The organism is Pseudomonas sp. R45(2017) (assembly GCF_002112305.1).
In the GTDB taxonomy this organism is placed as follows: Bacteria; Pseudomonadota; Gammaproteobacteria; order Pseudomonadales; family Pseudomonadaceae; genus Aquipseudomonas; species Aquipseudomonas paraglycinae.
Genome location: NZ_NEHH01000007.1, coordinates 366652 through 382247 on the forward strand (window position 1 = coordinate 366652; position 15596 = coordinate 382247).

Here is a 15596-nt window from a genome sequence, read left to right on the forward strand (position 1 = left end):
ACCTCGACCTCGCATCCCAGCGACTGTTTTCAAGCCTTGTTCGGCATCAACCCCGGCAGCGCATGCACCAGCGCGTTGATGGCAAAACCGATGAACATGATCCCGCACAACCGGGTGATCGCCAGTTCGTGACGCTGGTACAACGTACGCACCTGGCGCGCTCCGACGATGCCAATGAGGATAGCGTAGGCGAGCAATCCGCCGAGGAAGCTCAAGGCGATCAGCATCGGCAGCATCGACCAGTTGAGCAGTTCGGCGCGGCTCGACAGCAGCGCAGTGAATGTCGCCACCGCCACCGGGTAAGCCTTGGGGTTGGTCAGGCCGAACAGGATGCCGTGCCAGAACGGCTGACGCGCCGCGCCCTGGGGCTGCTCGACGTTGCTGCGCTTGGCCCGCACCGCACGCCAGCCGAGCCAGAACAGGTACAGGCCGCTGAGTACACCGAGCACGTCGAACGCGGTGCTGCCGATTTCCCGGGCGCCGACAATCGCGATCAGCGCGGTGCTGCACCAGATCACATCGCCCAGCAGATGCCCGCACAGAAAACCCGCCCCGGCCCGCCGCCCACGTGCGGCGCCGATGCCGAACACCGCCAGTACGCCCGGCCCCGGCGTGATGCCGTAGATGAAACCGGAGGCCAGCACGGCCATTAGCAATGATGGAGTCATGGAAAACCTGCAAGTCCCGGAAAACGTGGCCGCCAGTCTATCCCAGCGGTTTGTGAATATTCACGACTCGTTGAAAAAACGCATCCCCGCGTAGGGCTTTTGCCGACACGCGGCCAGTCGCGAGGCCAGATCACCGACGTGGGCTTCGAGTTTGTGCCCGTCCGGGTCGAGGAAGTAGAACGACGCGCCTTCGCTGCGGTTGTCACGCCATTCCTCCACGTTGGCGGCGCGCAGCTGTTGCACGAACCGCGGGAAATCCGCCGCTCCGAGGCTGAAGGCGTAGTGGGTGTAGTCGGCGGCGGGCTCGGGATGGTGCTTCGGATCGAGGGACAGGCACAACCACAGGCCCGGGAGCGACAGATAGGCACCGGCGTCCCAGGTGGCTTCGACCCGCAGCTTCAGCACGTCGCGGTAGAACCCGAGACTGCGATCCAGGTCGGTGACGGCGAGGGTCAGGTGGTTGAGGCCGGTGAGCATCGGGTCAGTAACCTCTGAGGTCTTCGGGGAGGGTGTATTGCTTGCCGTCGTAGGTCAGGGTGATTTGGGTTTTCTTCAGCGGGGAATCCTGAGAAACGCATTCCTTGCCGGCCTTGACGGTTTTCATCGCCGTGCCGCTTGAGGTGACGATCAGGTCGGAATAGCCGTTGTGGCTGACCGGGCCTATTTCCACGGTTCGGCGAATTTGCAGACCTTCACCCACACAGTTTTCCAGCCACTCACCGTTATTCTTGTAGACCACCAGGCCATCAAGTACCGGGCGCAGTTTATTACCCTCGCGCACATAGAGTGTCAGGTCGGTTTTTTCGTAGGGGATGGCGCTTGAATTGTGCGAGAACTTTGACCGCAGCCCGAACGCGCGAACATCCGGGGCCAGGCGATAGCGAGCGGTATCGACCAGCAGATCAGTGAAACGAATGGCATCGGAATTGTAGGCACCGGGTTTCGCATACGTCGCCAGCGTCTTCCAGTTGCTGGTATCGATGATCGCCAGATCCAGATCAAACACACCGGCATCGTCACTACCAGCATCTGGCACGTAGGTGGATTTGAGGGCAATCGCCTGATCCTTGAACGCCGGCCATGCCTTGCAGCGTGCCATTGACTGGTCGTTGTAATCCTTGGTGACGCAGGAAACCTGGGCTTGGGCTGGAGCGGTTACTGCCAGAAAGCCTAGGGCGATGAAAAGTCGGATTGGGCTGAGCATTGTTCTTCCTTGAAATAAGTCGCGTTGGCTCTGTATCACTCGATGGCTTTGAAACCTTTAGGCAGGACGTAAGACTTTCCGTCATACCGAAGCGTTGTCATTACGGGTTTATCGGCCGTGGTCTTCAATTCGCAAGTGTCCGGTGGCCCCTCGCCCACAAGACTGGTAGTGACTGATTTAACAATCAGGTCGGCGTAACCGTGCGAACTGGTTTTACCGATTTCGATAGTACGATCAGTGTAATAACGCTCCCCCGCACAACCACCATCCCACTCGCCACCGTAGTCATACATCACCAGTCGATCCAGCACTGGACGCAACTTGTCGCCCTCCTTCACATAGAGCGACAACAGGACTTGATCCATAGGATTGACGCGGGAAGAGCCCTTGAATCTCACACGAACACCAAAAGCCCGAAGCTCGGTAGTGAGCTTGTAACGTGCTGTATCGAACTCCACGCTTTCCAATGCGATCGCATCGGACATGAATGCAGAGGGCAAGTGATAGGTGGCAATCGTTTTGGATTCATCTGTCGTTACCGACAACCCAAGGTCATAACTGCCGACGTCATTGTCCTTGCCATACACCGGATCGGGTGCAAACTTCGAGACAGCATTCAGGGTCAAGCCGAGATAAGCGGGCCACGCCTTGCACACTGAAAAGTCCCGCGCGCCCGTCACCGGCGCAGGCACACAATCAGCCAGCACCTGCCCCGCCATCAACGCCCCGCACAGCGCCACCCACCCAACGACCCCAGACTTCACTGTCACGCCCCGCTCCTTGATGTTTTTTCAGCCGCGCACTATCCCCTGCTCAATTCGCCGATTCAACCAGTTCAACGCCTGATCCCCGCCCCGCCGCTTGTGCCACGCCGATACAAACGTGAACGGCTCTATTTCAAACGGTGGCGGCACGACGATCAGCGATTCGTCATCCACCTCGTTCAACGCCCGCGAAGCCACGGTCAGGATCAGATCCGTGCCGCTGATGAACCGCGGCGCAACGCTCCAGTGCGGCAGGCTGATGGCGACGCGACGGCGTTCGCGCAGGGCGGTCAGGGTGCGTTCGATTTCCGGGGTGCCGCTGCCGCGCATTTCCAGTAAGACATGGGGACGGGAGAGATAGGTTGGCAGGTCGAGAACACCTCCGGCGGGAAGGCTCTGGCGATCCAGGAGGCAGACGTAGCGCTCTTCGAACAGCGGCGTGCTGCGCAGTTCGCCGGGCAATTCGGGGAGTACGCCGGCGGCGAGGTCGATGTCGCCGTTGAGCAGGCCTTCGACCATGCCTTCGCGGCTGGCATGGCTGATTTGCAGGTCGATGCCCGGCGCTTCCGCGCGCAGAGTGCGAATCAGCCCGGGCAGGATGAGCGCCGCGCCGTAGTCCGACATCGCGAGGCGAAAGGTCCGACGGGCGCTGGCAGGATCAAAGGTGTTCGGCGCCAGCAGCGATTGCACCTGAGCCAGGGTTTCGGCCAGCGGTGCCGCCAGCTCCAGCGCCCGCGCGGTGGGCACCAGCCCCGAACCGGCACGCACCAGCAACGGATCACCGAGCAAGTCGCGCAGACGCGCCAACGCATGGCTGACTGCCGGTTGGCTCAGGTGCAGGCGCTCGGCAGCGCGGGTCACGTGCTGCTCGCCGAGCAAGGCGTCGAGGATCACCAGCAGATTGAGATCGATACGGCGCAGATCATTCATTAGGTGCATGTTCCGGATACAAAAACAGAATTTAAATCTGCGCGACGAATACCCTAGAGTCCAGCAAAACCTTGCCGGAGAACGATCATGGGAACGATGCAGTGGGTCGGATTGCTGCTGTTGGCGGTATTTGCCGGGGCGGTGGTGCCGTTTCAGAGTGCGATCAACATCAATCTGGCGCGCGGGTTGGGGCATCCGCTGTGGGCGACGCTGACCTCGCTGGTGGTGAGCGTGCTGGTGCTGTTGCCGGTGATTGTCGCCTTGCGCCTACCGTTGCCGTCGCTGGCCCTCGCCGGCAAGCTGCCGTTGTGGATGTGGACCGGCGGCGCGTTCGGGGTGTGCTTCGTCGCATTGGCGGTGGTGTTGCTGCCGAAGGTGGGGGCTTCGGGATTTCTGGCGCTGGCCCTGGCCGGGCAAATGATCACGTCAATCGTGCTGGATCACTTCGGCCTGTTCGGGCTGGTGGAGAAGCACCTGACATTGCCGCGCCTGTTCGGCGCGGTGTTGTTGATGGCGGGGGTGGCGTTGATCCAGTTCTCCCCGACGCTGGAAAAGAGCGCCACAGCCGTTGGATAAGGGTTCAAGCGTAGGCTCTCTAGCACCGGACTTGTCGGGCATTTCATCGCTTCACAGCCCGGCAAGGCTTCGCCCTACAAGTAAATCTCCAACAGCCGTCAATGCTATCGGACGCAGCCGATTCTGACCTTACATAGCTCTCTGTAAAGTCTGGCAACACACACAATTTGCAACACCCCATGGATTGCCCTGCTCAAGGAGAGCTGCCTATGAATCACCTGACGGAATCCGCCAACACTTTCTCCAATTACCGCAAAGTCATCGCTTTGGCAGACCACGATTGGGAGGCCGCCGAAGCCGGAAAAATCGCCGCACTCAACGTCGAGGTCAAAGGCTGCAATCACTTGCTTGATCAGCACGGGCGCCAACTTCATCATTTCTGCACCACCTCCTATCTGGGTCTCGACCACCACCCTGCCCTGCTTGAAGGCGCCATCGCGGCGCTGCGTGAAACCGGGACACTGCGCGTTGCCAATTCGAAAAACCGCTGCAAGCTGGCACTGCTCGATCAGTACGAAAACGAGCTGTCGCAATTGTTTGGCGCGGTGTGTCTGAGCAGTCTGTCCTGCAGCGCCGCGAGCGCCGGGATCCTGCCGCTGCTGGCCAGTGGCGTGTTCACGCACAACCGTCCGCCGGTGATGGTGTTCGACCGCTTGGCCCACTATTCGATGAATCACCTGAAAGCCAGTTGCGCCGACGAAACCCAGGTACTGACCGGCCCTCACAACGACATGGATTTTCTCGAATCGGTGTGCCAGCGCCACACAACCGTCGCCTATATCGCCGACGGTGCCTACAGCATGGGCGGCGTCGCCAACCTGGACGGCCTGCTGTATCTGAAAGAACGTTACGGCCTGTTTCTTTATCTGGACGACTCCCACGCAGTGTCGGCGGTGGGCAGCAACGGTGCCGGCCTTGTACGGCCAAGAATGCCGGCACTGGAAGAGGACTGCCTGATCGTCGCTTCGCTGGCCAAATCGTTCGGGGCGAGCGGCGGTCTGGTGATGCTCGGCAATCAGCGGCAGAAGACATTGATCCAGCGTTACGGCGGGCCGAGCAACTGGTCGCAAAGCCTCAATTGCGCGGCCATTGGTGCGGGCCTCGCGTCGATCGAGCTGCATCGCAGTGCAGAACTGAGGGCCTTGCAGGTTCGGCTCCAAGCCAATATTCGCCTGTTCGACAGCCTCTTGAGCACCGAACAGCACGGCAGCTCCATGGCCATCCGCTTGATCAACTGTGGCGACGCCGCCCTGGCCAATCGAATCGCCATTGAACTGGCCGAACACGGTTTTTTCACCAGCGCCGTGTTTTTCCCGGTGGTAGCCCAGGGCAAAGCCGCGATCCGCGTTACGCTGCGCGCCGACATGGAATCGACACTGATCCACCACTTCTGTGATTTGATCACCGACCTGTTAATGACTCACGGTAGCGATCGCCACCGCTGAACCTTCACGGACGACTTATGAACCCCGGCCTCATCCTGCTCATCACCTGTTCCACCGTGTTCCTCGCCCAGTTGGGCATGAGCATCTACCTGCCGGCGTTACCGCAGATCGCCGGGCACTTGCATGTCGATGCAACACAGGTGGCCTGGGGCTTGTCGCTGTACCTGATCGGCATGGCGCTGCCGATGCTGCTCTGGGGCAGTCTGGCCCAGCGCATCGGCCGCAAACCGGTGCTGCTGGCGGCGCTGGGAATTTATGGCCTGGCGAATCTGGCACTGCCGCTGGGCTCGACACTGGAGACATTCCTGTTGCTGCGACTGCTTCAGGGGATCGGCGCCAGCGGTATTTCGGTGATGGCACGGGTGCTGATTCGTGACAGCTTTCGGGGCGATCTGCTGGCGAAGGCGTTGTCGTGGATTTCGATTTCGTTCGTTGTCGCGCTGGGGATCGGGCAATACGCCGGTTCGCTCATTCAGGTGACGCTGGGCTGGCAGGCGATCTTTTATCTGCTGGGTGCGGTCAGCCTGTTGATGGCCGCGATTGTCTCGCGCCTGAATTTTCCGAAACTCGTCGAAGCGTCCACAACCGCTTCGCCCTGGGCGGTCTACCGAACGATCCTGATCCATCGGGCGTTTCTTCTGCCGGCGCTCGCGGGCGGTCTGGGTTATGGGGTGATCATCGCGTTCAACAGCGCTGCGCCGTTGATTCTGCAAGGCCCGTTCAACTGGTCGACGACTGAATATGGGTTGCTGGGCTGGCCGATCAGCGCCGCATATTTTCTGGGGGCGCTGGCGGTCAATCGCTTTGTGCTGCGTACCGGTCAGCACCGGTTGATGACACTGGGGGTCGGGCTGGTGATGGCCGGCACTGGCGTGATGCTGGCTGGCAGCCTGTTGGCCAGCTCGATGGCCTGGCTGCTTTGGCTGCCTTACTGCGTCGCCGTGTTCGGTCAGTCGCTGAACTATCCGATCAGCCTGTCACGGGCCAACGATGGCGCGCCGATCGCCGGCGCTTACGCGATGGCCCTGAGCGGTTTCATCCACCAATTGATGGCCGCACTGATCGGTGCGGTGGCCAGCCTGCTCGCCAGTCCGCAGGCATGGCCGCTGTCGATGCTGTGCTGCGTTCTTGCATTGGGCGCGGTGCTCTGCACGAGGTTCACGCCCGATCGCCAGCCCGCTTAAAACGCGCTGCGGAAAATCTCCTCGATCTGCCGCTGATCCGCGGCGCGCGGATTGGTAAAGCCGCAGGCGTCTTTCAGGGCGTTGGCGGCGAGCACCGGGATGTCGGTGCACTTGGCGCCCAGATCACGCAGGCCGCCGGGAATCTCCACGTCTCTAGCCAAACAACGGATCGCATCAATCGCGGCTTTTGCGCCCTCCTCCGGACTGAACCCGCGAATATCGGCGCCCATGGCGTGGGCCACGTCAGTGAGGCGGTCGGCGCAGACCAGCGCGTTGAACGTCTGCACATGCGGCAACAACACCGCGTTGCACACCCCGTGAGGCAGATCGTAGAAACCGCCCAACTGGTGCGCCATCGCGTGCACGTAGCCGAGGGACGCATTGTTGAACGCCATGCCCGCGAGGAACTGCGCGTACGCCATGTTTTCCCGCGCGGCCAGGTCGCTGCCGTCGCGCACGGCCAGACGCAGGTTGTTGCTGATCAGGGTCATGGCCTTCAGCGCGCAGGCGTCGGTGATCGGGTTGGCGGCGGTGGAAACGTAGGCTTCGATTGCATGGGTCAGTGCGTCCATGCCGGTGGCGGCGGTCAGGCCTTTCGGCATGGCGACCATCAGCGCCGGGTCGTTGACCGACAGCAGCGGCGTGACGTTGCGGTCGACGATGGCCATTTTCACGTGGCGGGTTTCGTCGGTGATGATGCAGAACCGGGTCATCTCGCTGGCCGTGCCGGCGGTGGTGTTGATGGCGATCAGCGGCAGTTGCGGCTTGGCCGATTGATCGACGCCTTCGTAGTCGCGGATCTGCCCGCCGTTGGTGGCGCACAACGCGATGCCCTTGGCGCAGTCGTGGGGCGAACCGCCGCCGAGGGACACCACGAAATCGCAGCGACTCTCCTTGAGCAGCGCCAGTCCTGACTCAACGTTGGCGATGCTCGGATTGGGTTTGGCGCCGTCGAAGACCACCGAATCGATGTCCTGCATCGCCAGTTTCTCGGCAATCATCGTCGCCACGCCGGCCTTGGCCAGACCGGCGTCGGTGACGATGAGCGCCTTGCGAAAACCGTAGTTGCGGATCGCATTCATTGCTTCGTCGAGGCAGCCGCTGCCCATGATGTTTACCGCGGGAATGAAAAAGGTGCTGCTCATGGCGCGTCTCCTGGCTGGGGCCGAATCGACGCTTGCAATTCGGCGGGTGCGCAAAGGATCGACCGATCGGTCACGGCGGATGTTGATCTGGCTCAATGCCCGCTCGTGATAAAGTCGCCGTCCATCTGCCCCTTTGTTTTGAGACGTGCCCTGCAATGAGCGATTTTCTGGATGTCGACGCCACCCTCGAAGACTGGAACGCGTTGCGCGCCACCACCGACTTCAGCGGTCTGCTGCTGGGCAACGGCGCCAGTCGCGCGGTGTGGGACGATTTCGGCTACGACTCGCTGTTCGAAAACGCCCGCACGGTGGAAGAAAAGCCCCTGAGCCCGTCGGAACTGAGCGTGTTCGACGCGATGCAGACACGCAGCTTCGAGCAGGTGCTCGGCGCGCTGAAAACCACCAGCCGGGTCAACAAGGCTTTGGCCGTCAGCTCGGCCGCGCCGCGCAACCGCTACTACGCGATCAAGGAAGCGCTGATCAACACCGTGCACGCGGTGCACATTCCGTGGCGGCTGATCGAAGCCTCGACTTTGGCGACCCTGAACAGTGAACTGGCGAGCTATCGCACGGTGTTCACCACCAACTACGACCTGCTCAATTACTGGGCCCTGCAACATCAGGGCGAGGTGATCGACGACCTGTTCAACGGCCCCGATGCGAGTTTCGATTTGTGCGAAAGCAGCACGGAAAAACCGCGTCTGCTGTACCTGCACGGCGGTCTGCATCTGGTGCGCAATCAGGACGGCACCGCGCGCAAACTGACCGCCACCGAGGGCACGCTGCTCGGCAGTTTCGCGATCAACAACACGATCAAGACACTCGACGACGTGCCGCTGTTCGTCAACGAAGGGCCGAGCGCCGACAAGCTCAAGACCATCCGCAGTTCCGATTACCTGTCGTTCTGCTACGACCAGTTACTCGGTCACGGCGACAACCTGTGCATCTTCGGCCACGCCCTCGCCGAACAGGACAGTCACCTCGTGCGCGCCCTGCGTCTGGCGAAACCGAAGACCGTGGCGATCTCGATCTACCCGCGCAGCGCGGCGTTCATCCAGCACCAGAAGCGGCACTACGCGAAGCTGTTCGAGGGCACGGGCGTCGAGTTGCGGTTCTTTGATTCCAAGAGCCATGCGCTGGGGAATCCGAAGCTGTCGGTGCCGGTCGAGGTCTGATCACTCCTCGCTGCTGTGCACCACCACCAGCAACTGTGCCTGCACCTCGCCCACTGAGCGGATGCGATGGGGTTTCTGCGCATTGAAGTGCAGCGCATCGCCCCGCTCCAGCAGCACCCGTTCGTTCACGAAGTCCACTTCGACTCGACCTTCGTGGACGAACAGAAACTCCTCGCCCAAGTGTTCCTTGAAGGTTTTGTCAGTGAATTCGCTCGGCGGGTAAATGATGAACGGCAGCAGGCTGCGCTCGCTGACCTGATGAGCCAGCACCGCGTAGCCTGGGCTGTGGTCGTTGGCCGCCAGCGACTGGCGTTCGTGGCTGCGCACCAGGCTGTAGCTGTCGAGGCTGACGTTGTCTTCGGAGAACAGCTCTTCGACTTTCACGTTCAGCGCCTTGGCCAGTTTCAGCGCGGCGGCAATCGACGGCGTGTTCAACCCGCGCTCGACCTTCGACAGGTAACTCTTGGTCATGCCGGATTTCTCGGCCAGCGCCTCAAGGGTTACGCCAAGTTTTTTTCTCAATAATTTCAAACGGATAGACATGCGAAGCGATTAATCCAGCAAAGGAAAGACGATTTGTCCTTGCCAATGACACAAAGTGTCATATAGCCTCTTAAGTGTCATCCATGGCAACCACCACAGGACACGGATATGGCGAAGACATTAGCACTACCCAAAGACGAACTGGTCAAGCAAGCGCTGACCCAGATGCAAAAAAGCCTGGCGGATAATACGTGGACAGACCGGCAAAAGCTGGCCCTGACCTGCCGGATCCTGTTCGAGAACGGCCACGATTCGGGCCTCGCCGGGCAGATCACCGCCCGTGGCCCGCAGCCGGGCACTTACTACACTCAGCAACTGGGCCTGGGTTTCGACGAAATCACCGCGAGCAATCTGCTGCTGGTCAACGAAGACCTGGAAGTGCTCGAAGGCCACGGCATGGCCAACCCGGCCAACCGTTTCCACAGCTGGGTGTACCGCGCCCGGCTGGACGTGAACTGCATCATCCACACTCACCCGACGCACATTGCCGCGCTGTCGATGCTGGAAGTGCCGCTGCAGATTTCCCACATGGACCTGTGCCCGCTGTACGACGATTGCGCGTTCCTTGAAGGCTGGCCGGGTGTGCCGGTGGGCAACGAAGAAGGCGAGTTGATTGCCGGGGCCTTGGGCGACAAACGGGCGATCCTGCTTTCCCACCACGGGCAGCTGTCGACCGGCACGACCATCGAGGAAGCCTGTGTCATCGCGCAACTGATCGAACGCGCCGCCAAACTGCAATTGCTGGCAATGGCCGCCGGGACGATCAAGCCGATCATCCCCGAGCTGGGTCGCGAGGCGCATGACTGGGTGTCGAAACCCAAGCGCCACGCCGCAGCCTTCAACTACTACGCCCGGCAGAACCTGCGTCAGCACGCCGATTGCCTGAACTGAACACCTCATCCTTGCGGAGCACTCTTATGTCCAATATTCACGGCATCATCGGCTACACCATCACCCCGTTCGGCGCCAACGGCGAAGGCGTTGACCTGCCGGCCCTCGGCCGCTCCATCGACCGTCTGATCGCCGGCGGCGTCCACGCCATTGCGCCACTGGGCAGCACCGGCGAAGGCGCCTACCTGAGCGATGCGGAGTGGGACCAGGTCGCCGAATTCAGCATCAAGCACGTCGCCAAACGCGTGCCGACCGTGGTCAGCGTGTCCGACCTGACCACCGCCAAAGCGGTACGCCGCGCCCGTTTCGCCGAAGCCCATGGCGCCGACGTAGTGATGGTGCTGCCGACGTCCTACTGGAAGCTGACCGAGGCGGAAATCCTCGCCCACTACCGCGCCATCGGCGACAGCATCGGCGTGCCGATCATGCTCTACAACAACCCGGCCACCAGCGGCACCGACATGTCGGTGGAGCTGATCCTGCGCATCGTCAACGGCGTGGAAAACGTGACCATGGTCAAGGAGAGCACCGGCGACATCCAGCGCATGCACAAGCTGCAACTGCTGGGCGAAGGCCGGGTGCCGTTCTACAACGGCTGCAACCCGCTGGCGCTGGAAGCCTTCGCTGCTGGGGCCAAAGGCTGGTGCACGGCGGCACCGAACCTGATCCCGCAGCTCAACCTGGATTTGTACGAAGCCACACTGGCAGGGGATCTCGGCAAGGCGCGGGAGCTGTTCTACCGCCAGTTGCCGCTGCTGGACTTCATCCTCAAGGGCGGTTTGCCGGCGACGATCAAGGCCGGTCTGCGACTCACCGACCTGGAAGTCGGCGATCCACGCTTGCCGGTGTTCCCGCTGAGCGAGGCCGGGCGTAATCAGTTGCAGGCCATTCTCAAAAGCCTGAACTGATTTCAAGGTACACACCAACCCTGTGGAAGCGAGCTTGCTCCCACAGGGTTTTGTGTTGGATTCAAAGCACCGGCAGTGTCTTGTCCTTGATCACTTTGGACGGCCCGTTGGTCTTGACGCTGGCGATGCCTTTGGCACACGCCGCGTCCGATGAATAGGATTCGCTGCTGCCGATGATCTGGTGATTGGCCGCCTTGAGGTTGAAGTAGGGGTGGCCGTCCTTCGTCGATTTTTTCTCGTAGCGGTCATCCAGCGGGCTGTTGGTCTGCACCGAGGCAATGCCGTGTTCGGCGGCCGTGCGTGTGGTGTACAGCTCGCTGGTCAGAATGGTTTCGGCATTCGCCGCTTTCAGCACGAACCTGTACTGACCGCTGCTGCTTTTGCTCAACTCATACCATCCGGACATGGTGTTTCTCCTTATCGATGTGTCACAGGGTGATTTTAGTCCCAAGCAAACCAAGGAAACCGGCCAGCCATTTCGGGTGCGCCGGCCAGGCGGGCGCGGTGGCCAGGTTGCCTTGGACATGGCCGTCCGTGACCGGGATGTCGATGTAGGTGCCGCCGGCCAGCCGCACTTCCGGGGCGCAGGCCGGATAGGCGCTGCACTCGCGACCTTCGAGAATCCCCGCCGCCGCCAGCAGTTGCGCGCCGTGACAGACAGCGGCAATTGGCTTGCCGGCCTTGTCGAAAGCTCGCACCAGTTCGAGGACTTTTTCGTTCAGCCGCAGGTATTCCGGAGCGCGTCCACCGGGCACCAGCAGTGCGTCGTAATCCTTGGCATCGACCTTGGCGAAATCGAAGTTCAGGGCGAACTGGTGACCGGGCTTTTCGCTGTAGGTCTGGTCGCCTTCGAAATCGTGGATCGCGGTGCGCACGGTCTTGCCGGCAGCTTTATCCGGGCACACGGCATGCACGGTGTGCCCGACCATTTGCAGAGCCTGGAACGGCACCATCACTTCGTAGTCTTCGACGTAATCGCCGACCAGCATCAGAATCTTTTTCGCGGCCATGGACAGGACTCCTCTGGTGAATGCGCAGGAGTATTCACAGTAGCCCAAGGACCGCGATGGCGTTCGCAAACTGTATGGATAACTCTGCGCTCAGCTGTAACAGCCCGATTGCCGTGGTTTGTGGCTAGATGAATACACCTCCCTGCCACCCTCGAATCTGGTTGCCCTCATGTCTTCGCGCGAAAACACCGGCATGGCCCTCGGCCTGCTCGGCGTGGTGATTTTCAGCCTTACCCTGCCCTTCACCCGCATCGTGGTGCAGGAACTGCACCCGCTGCTCAACGGCCTCGGTCGCGCGTTGTTCGCGGCGATTCCGGCAGCGGCGCTGTTGTTGTGGCGACGGGAAAAGTGGCCGACCTGGAAGCAAGTCAAAGGCCTGAGTCTGGTGATCGCCGGGGTGATTCTCGGTTTCCCGGTGCTGTCGGCGTGGGCCATGCAGACCTTGCCGGCGTCCCATGGCGCGCTGGTCAACGGTTTGCAGCCGCTGTGCGTGGCGCTGTACGCCGCGTGGCTGTCCCATGAACGCCCGTCGAAAGCCTTCTGGGCCTGCGCCGCGTTGGGCAGTGCGCTGGTGCTGGGTTATGCGTTGTACACCGGCGCCGGCAGCATTCAGGCCGGGGATTTGTTGATGTTGGGTGCGATCGCGGTAGGCGGTCTGGGTTATGCCGAGGGCGGGCGTCTTGCCCGCCAGATGGGCGGCTGGCAAGTGATCTGCTGGGCGCTGGTGCTGTCGACGCCGCTGCTGATCGGCCCGGTGCTGTATCTGGCTTTCCAGCATCAGGGCGCGGTGTCGGCGAAAACCTGGTGGGCCTTCGGCTACGTCGCGCTGTTTTCGCAGTTCCTGGGGTTCTTCGCCTGGTACGCCGGGCTGGCCATGGGTGGCATTGCCCGGGTCAGTCAGATCCAGTTGCTGCAGATCTTCTTCACCATCGCGTTTTCCGCGCTGTTCTTCGGCGAACACGTGGAGCCGATCACCTGGCTGTTCGCCTGCGGCGTGATCGCGACGGTGATGCTCGGGCGCAAGACCGCGGTGCGCCCGGCTCAACCAGGCACGTTACCGGCGGGGGTTCAGCTCAAGCCTTGAGCTTCAGCAGGCCATCGGCGAGCAGCAGGGTTTCGAGGCAGTGCTCGCTGATCTGGTAGAACGCTTTCAATTCCTGAATCTTCACCAGCAGCTGAGTCGGGTCCACCGGCTCGGCGCGCTTCACGGCGAGGATCATCTTGTTCTTGTTGGTGTGGTCCAGCGAGATGAACTCGAACACCTTGGTCTCGTAACCGCAGGCTTCAAGGAACAGCGCACGCAAGCTGTCGGTGACCATTTCCGCCTGCTGGCCCAGGTGCAGGCCGTATTGCAACATCGGCTTGAGCAGAGCCGGGCTCTGGATCTGCAAGCGGATCTGTTTGTGACAGCACGGCGAGCACATGATGATCGAGGCGCCGGAGCGGATGCCGGTGTGGATCGCGTAGTCGGTGGCGATGTCGCAGGCATGCAGGGCGATCATCACGTCCAGCTCGCTCGGCGCCACGCTGCGCACATCACCGCATTTGAACACCAGCCCCGGGTGTTCCAGCTTCGCGGCGGCGGTGTTGCACAGGTTGACCATTTCTTCGCGCAGTTCGACGCCGGTGACTTCGCCCTCGGCCTTCAGGGTGTTGCGCAGATAGTCATGAATGGCGAACGTCAGGTAACCCTTGCCCGAACCGAAATCCGCCACCCGCACCGGTTTATCCAGCGCCAGCGGTGACGAGGTCAATGCGTGGCTGAACACTTCGATGAACTTGTTGATTTGCTTCCACTTGCGCGACATCGCCGGGATCAGCTCGTGCTGGGCGTTGGTCACGCCCAGATCCTTGAGGAACGGCCGGTTCAGATCGAGGAAGCGGTTTTTCTCGCGGTTGTGCTCGGCGGACGGCACTTCGCGCAATTGCTGGGGTTTGCTCATGAACAGCGAGCTCTTGCCCTTTTTGCTGTATTCGAGCTGGGCTTCGTCCGTCAGCGCCAGCAAATGCGCATTTTTGAACGCCGCCGGCAGCAATCCGGCAATCATCGTCACCGCTTCGTCCAGCGGCAGGTTCTTGGTGATGTCGCGGGTCTTGTAGCGATAAACGAACGACAGGCACGGCTGCGCCTTGACCGTCACAGGCTTGATGATGATCCGCTGCAGATCCGCTTCTTCGCCGACGTACTTGGCCAGCACCAGTTTGATGAAGCCGTTCTGTTCGAGGCTGGTTTGCAGCAGCTCGATGAACCGGGCGTGGTGATCGGGCGCCGGTTTGGCAGATGCGGAAGGAGCGGTAACGGACATGGGAAAAAGCGGCCTCGGACGGGCAAATCGGGAATGGACGCTAGTTTAGGGGGGATGGCGTTCGAGGGCACGGCTAATTTCCCGAACGGCTTATCCCAACACCACCAACCGATTCGGCAACTCATTCCTCACCTGCGTCACCGGCACATGCACCTTGAGTAACTCGCCGCACGCCTCGATACACGTGACAAACCCCTGCAACGTCTGCCCCTGCCGTACCTGCTCGGTAAACGCCGCGACAATCGAGTCCCAGCTCTTGTTATCCAGCTTCTTGGAAATCCCCTCATCCACCAGAATTTCCACATACCGCTCCGCCTCGCAGACAAAAATCAGCATGCCGGTGCTGCCCACCGTGTGATGCAGGTTCTGTTCGAGAAACTGCCGACGCGCCAGGTTCGAGGCGCGCCAGTGCCGAACGTGGCGCGGGATCAGATGAGTGGTGACCTTGGGCAGGCGAAACACCAGGCACAGCACGACAAAACTGACCCACTGCACCAGCAACAGGCTGTGCATCGTCAGCCAGCCCGTCAGGTAATGCACGATCCCCGGCACCACCAGCGCCAGCAGACTGGCCCACAGCAGCGGGATGTACGCGTAGTCGTCGGCGCGGGCCGCGAGCACCGTCACCAGTTCGGCGTCGGTGTCGCGCTCGACCCGGGCGATGGCCTCGGCGACCTTGCGTTGTTCGTGTTCAGTCAGTAATGCCATGTCGTGTTGTGCCTGCTCATTATTGTTATCACCAGCCGCCGGTGTCGAGCAGGATCAGGTTGGTCGGCACGTTGACGTTGGCTGTCGGCGCGAAGGTTTCGTTCCAGGTCACCTCGCCGGCGCCGCCCCCCAGGTTTGA

18 protein-coding genes are annotated in these 15596 nt (G+C 61.3%); 7 read left to right on the forward strand and 11 right to left on the reverse strand.

Features of this window, described 5'->3' with window-relative positions; all coding sequences use genetic code 11:
- Nucleotides 1–29: 29 nt before the first annotated feature.
- From CAF74_RS18545 to CAF74_RS18565, 5 genes are read right to left on the reverse strand one after another with little or no spacing between them, the layout of a single operon-like run.
- Nucleotides 30–668 carry a LysE family translocator gene (locus tag CAF74_RS18545; protein WP_085747246.1) on the reverse strand — a complete coding sequence of 213 codons (639 nt, stop codon included), beginning with the start codon at nucleotides 666–668 and terminating at the stop codon, nucleotides 30–32.
- A gap of 60 nt (nucleotides 669–728) precedes the next feature.
- On the reverse strand, nucleotides 729–1145 hold the full coding sequence (fos, locus tag CAF74_RS18550; RefSeq protein WP_085747247.1) for a fosfomycin resistance glutathione transferase: 417 nt from the start codon (nucleotides 1143–1145) through the stop codon (nucleotides 729–731).
- Between the two features lie 4 nt (nucleotides 1146–1149).
- On the reverse strand, nucleotides 1150–1872 hold the full coding sequence (locus tag CAF74_RS18555) for a hypothetical protein (RefSeq protein WP_085747248.1): 723 nt from the start codon (nucleotides 1870–1872) through the stop codon (nucleotides 1150–1152).
- 35 nt (nucleotides 1873–1907) lie between these two features.
- A complete protein-coding gene (locus CAF74_RS18560; protein WP_085747249.1) occupies nucleotides 1908–2642 on the reverse strand; it encodes a hypothetical protein in 735 nt (244 codons plus the stop codon).
- Between the two features lie 21 nt (nucleotides 2643–2663).
- Nucleotides 2664–3575, reverse strand: a complete 912-nt coding sequence (locus tag CAF74_RS18565) for a LysR family transcriptional regulator (protein WP_176240489.1) — start codon at nucleotides 3573–3575, stop codon at nucleotides 2664–2666.
- Between the two features lie 78 nt (nucleotides 3576–3653).
- Here CAF74_RS18565 and CAF74_RS18570 point away from each other — a divergent pair, with 78 nt between their 5' ends.
- From CAF74_RS18570 to CAF74_RS18580, 3 genes are all read left to right on the forward strand, one after another.
- Entirely contained in the window at nucleotides 3654–4142 is a 489-nt protein-coding gene (locus tag CAF74_RS18570; protein WP_085747251.1) for a DMT family transporter, read from the forward strand.
- Nucleotides 4143–4351: 209 nt separating this feature from the next.
- Nucleotides 4352–5587: an aminotransferase class I/II-fold pyridoxal phosphate-dependent enzyme gene (locus CAF74_RS18575; RefSeq protein ID WP_085747252.1), complete on the forward strand. Its 1236-nt coding sequence runs from the start codon at nucleotides 4352–4354 to the stop codon at nucleotides 5585–5587.
- Between the two features lie 17 nt (nucleotides 5588–5604).
- Nucleotides 5605–6771, forward strand: a complete 1167-nt coding sequence (locus CAF74_RS18580) for an MFS transporter (RefSeq protein WP_085747253.1) — start codon at nucleotides 5605–5607, stop codon at nucleotides 6769–6771.
- Here the strand turns inward: CAF74_RS18580 and yiaY are convergent.
- Nucleotides 6768–7916, reverse strand: a complete 1149-nt coding sequence (gene yiaY / locus CAF74_RS18585) for an L-threonine dehydrogenase (RefSeq protein WP_085747254.1) — start codon at nucleotides 7914–7916, stop codon at nucleotides 6768–6770. The two genes, CAF74_RS18580 and yiaY, sit on opposite strands and share 4 nt — an antisense overlap.
- A gap of 155 nt (nucleotides 7917–8071) precedes the next feature.
- Here yiaY and CAF74_RS18590 point away from each other — a divergent pair, with 155 nt between their 5' ends.
- On the forward strand, nucleotides 8072–9091 hold the full coding sequence (locus CAF74_RS18590; RefSeq protein WP_085747255.1) for a DUF4917 family protein: 1020 nt from the start codon (nucleotides 8072–8074) through the stop codon (nucleotides 9089–9091).
- Here the strand turns inward: CAF74_RS18590 and CAF74_RS18595 are convergent, their stop codons facing one another.
- On the reverse strand, nucleotides 9092–9634 hold the full coding sequence (locus CAF74_RS18595; RefSeq protein ID WP_085747256.1) for a helix-turn-helix domain-containing protein: 543 nt from the start codon (nucleotides 9632–9634) through the stop codon (nucleotides 9092–9094).
- 108 nt (nucleotides 9635–9742) lie between these two features.
- On the opposite strand from CAF74_RS18595, the gene CAF74_RS18600 reads away from it, so the two are divergent.
- Nucleotides 9743–10525 (forward strand): aldolase, encoded by a 783-nt coding sequence (locus CAF74_RS18600; protein WP_085747257.1) that lies wholly within the window; start codon nucleotides 9743–9745, stop codon nucleotides 10523–10525.
- A gap of 26 nt (nucleotides 10526–10551) precedes the next feature.
- Nucleotides 10552–11433 carry a dihydrodipicolinate synthase family protein gene (locus tag CAF74_RS18605; RefSeq protein ID WP_085747258.1) on the forward strand — a complete coding sequence of 294 codons (882 nt, stop codon included), beginning with the start codon at nucleotides 10552–10554 and terminating at the stop codon, nucleotides 11431–11433.
- A gap of 61 nt (nucleotides 11434–11494) precedes the next feature.
- Here CAF74_RS18605 and CAF74_RS18610 read toward each other — a convergent pair whose 3' ends face one another.
- Together CAF74_RS18610 and CAF74_RS18615 are read right to left on the reverse strand one after the other, a co-directional pair.
- The gene (locus CAF74_RS18610) at nucleotides 11495–11839 is read right to left on the reverse strand and encodes a YegP family protein (RefSeq protein ID WP_085747259.1); all 345 of its coding nucleotides are present in this window, start codon (nucleotides 11837–11839) and stop codon (nucleotides 11495–11497) included.
- 22 nt (nucleotides 11840–11861) lie between these two features.
- Nucleotides 11862–12443 (reverse strand): DJ-1/PfpI family protein, encoded by a 582-nt coding sequence (locus CAF74_RS18615; RefSeq protein WP_007957909.1) that lies wholly within the window; start codon nucleotides 12441–12443, stop codon nucleotides 11862–11864.
- Between the two features lie 169 nt (nucleotides 12444–12612).
- Here CAF74_RS18615 and CAF74_RS18620 point away from each other — a divergent pair, with 169 nt between their 5' ends.
- Nucleotides 12613–13527 carry a DMT family transporter gene (locus CAF74_RS18620; protein WP_085747260.1) on the forward strand — a complete coding sequence of 305 codons (915 nt, stop codon included), beginning with the start codon at nucleotides 12613–12615 and terminating at the stop codon, nucleotides 13525–13527.
- Here CAF74_RS18620 and CAF74_RS18625 read toward each other — a convergent pair.
- On the reverse strand, nucleotides 13517–14749 hold the full coding sequence (locus tag CAF74_RS18625; RefSeq protein WP_085747261.1) for an SAM-dependent methyltransferase: 1233 nt from the start codon (nucleotides 14747–14749) through the stop codon (nucleotides 13517–13519). The two genes, CAF74_RS18620 and CAF74_RS18625, sit on opposite strands and share 11 nt — an antisense overlap.
- Nucleotides 14750–14839: 90 nt before the next feature.
- Nucleotides 14840–15457, reverse strand: a complete 618-nt coding sequence (locus CAF74_RS18630) for a TPM domain-containing protein (RefSeq protein WP_085605448.1) — start codon at nucleotides 15455–15457, stop codon at nucleotides 14840–14842.
- Nucleotides 15458–15596: the final 139 nt, after the last annotated feature.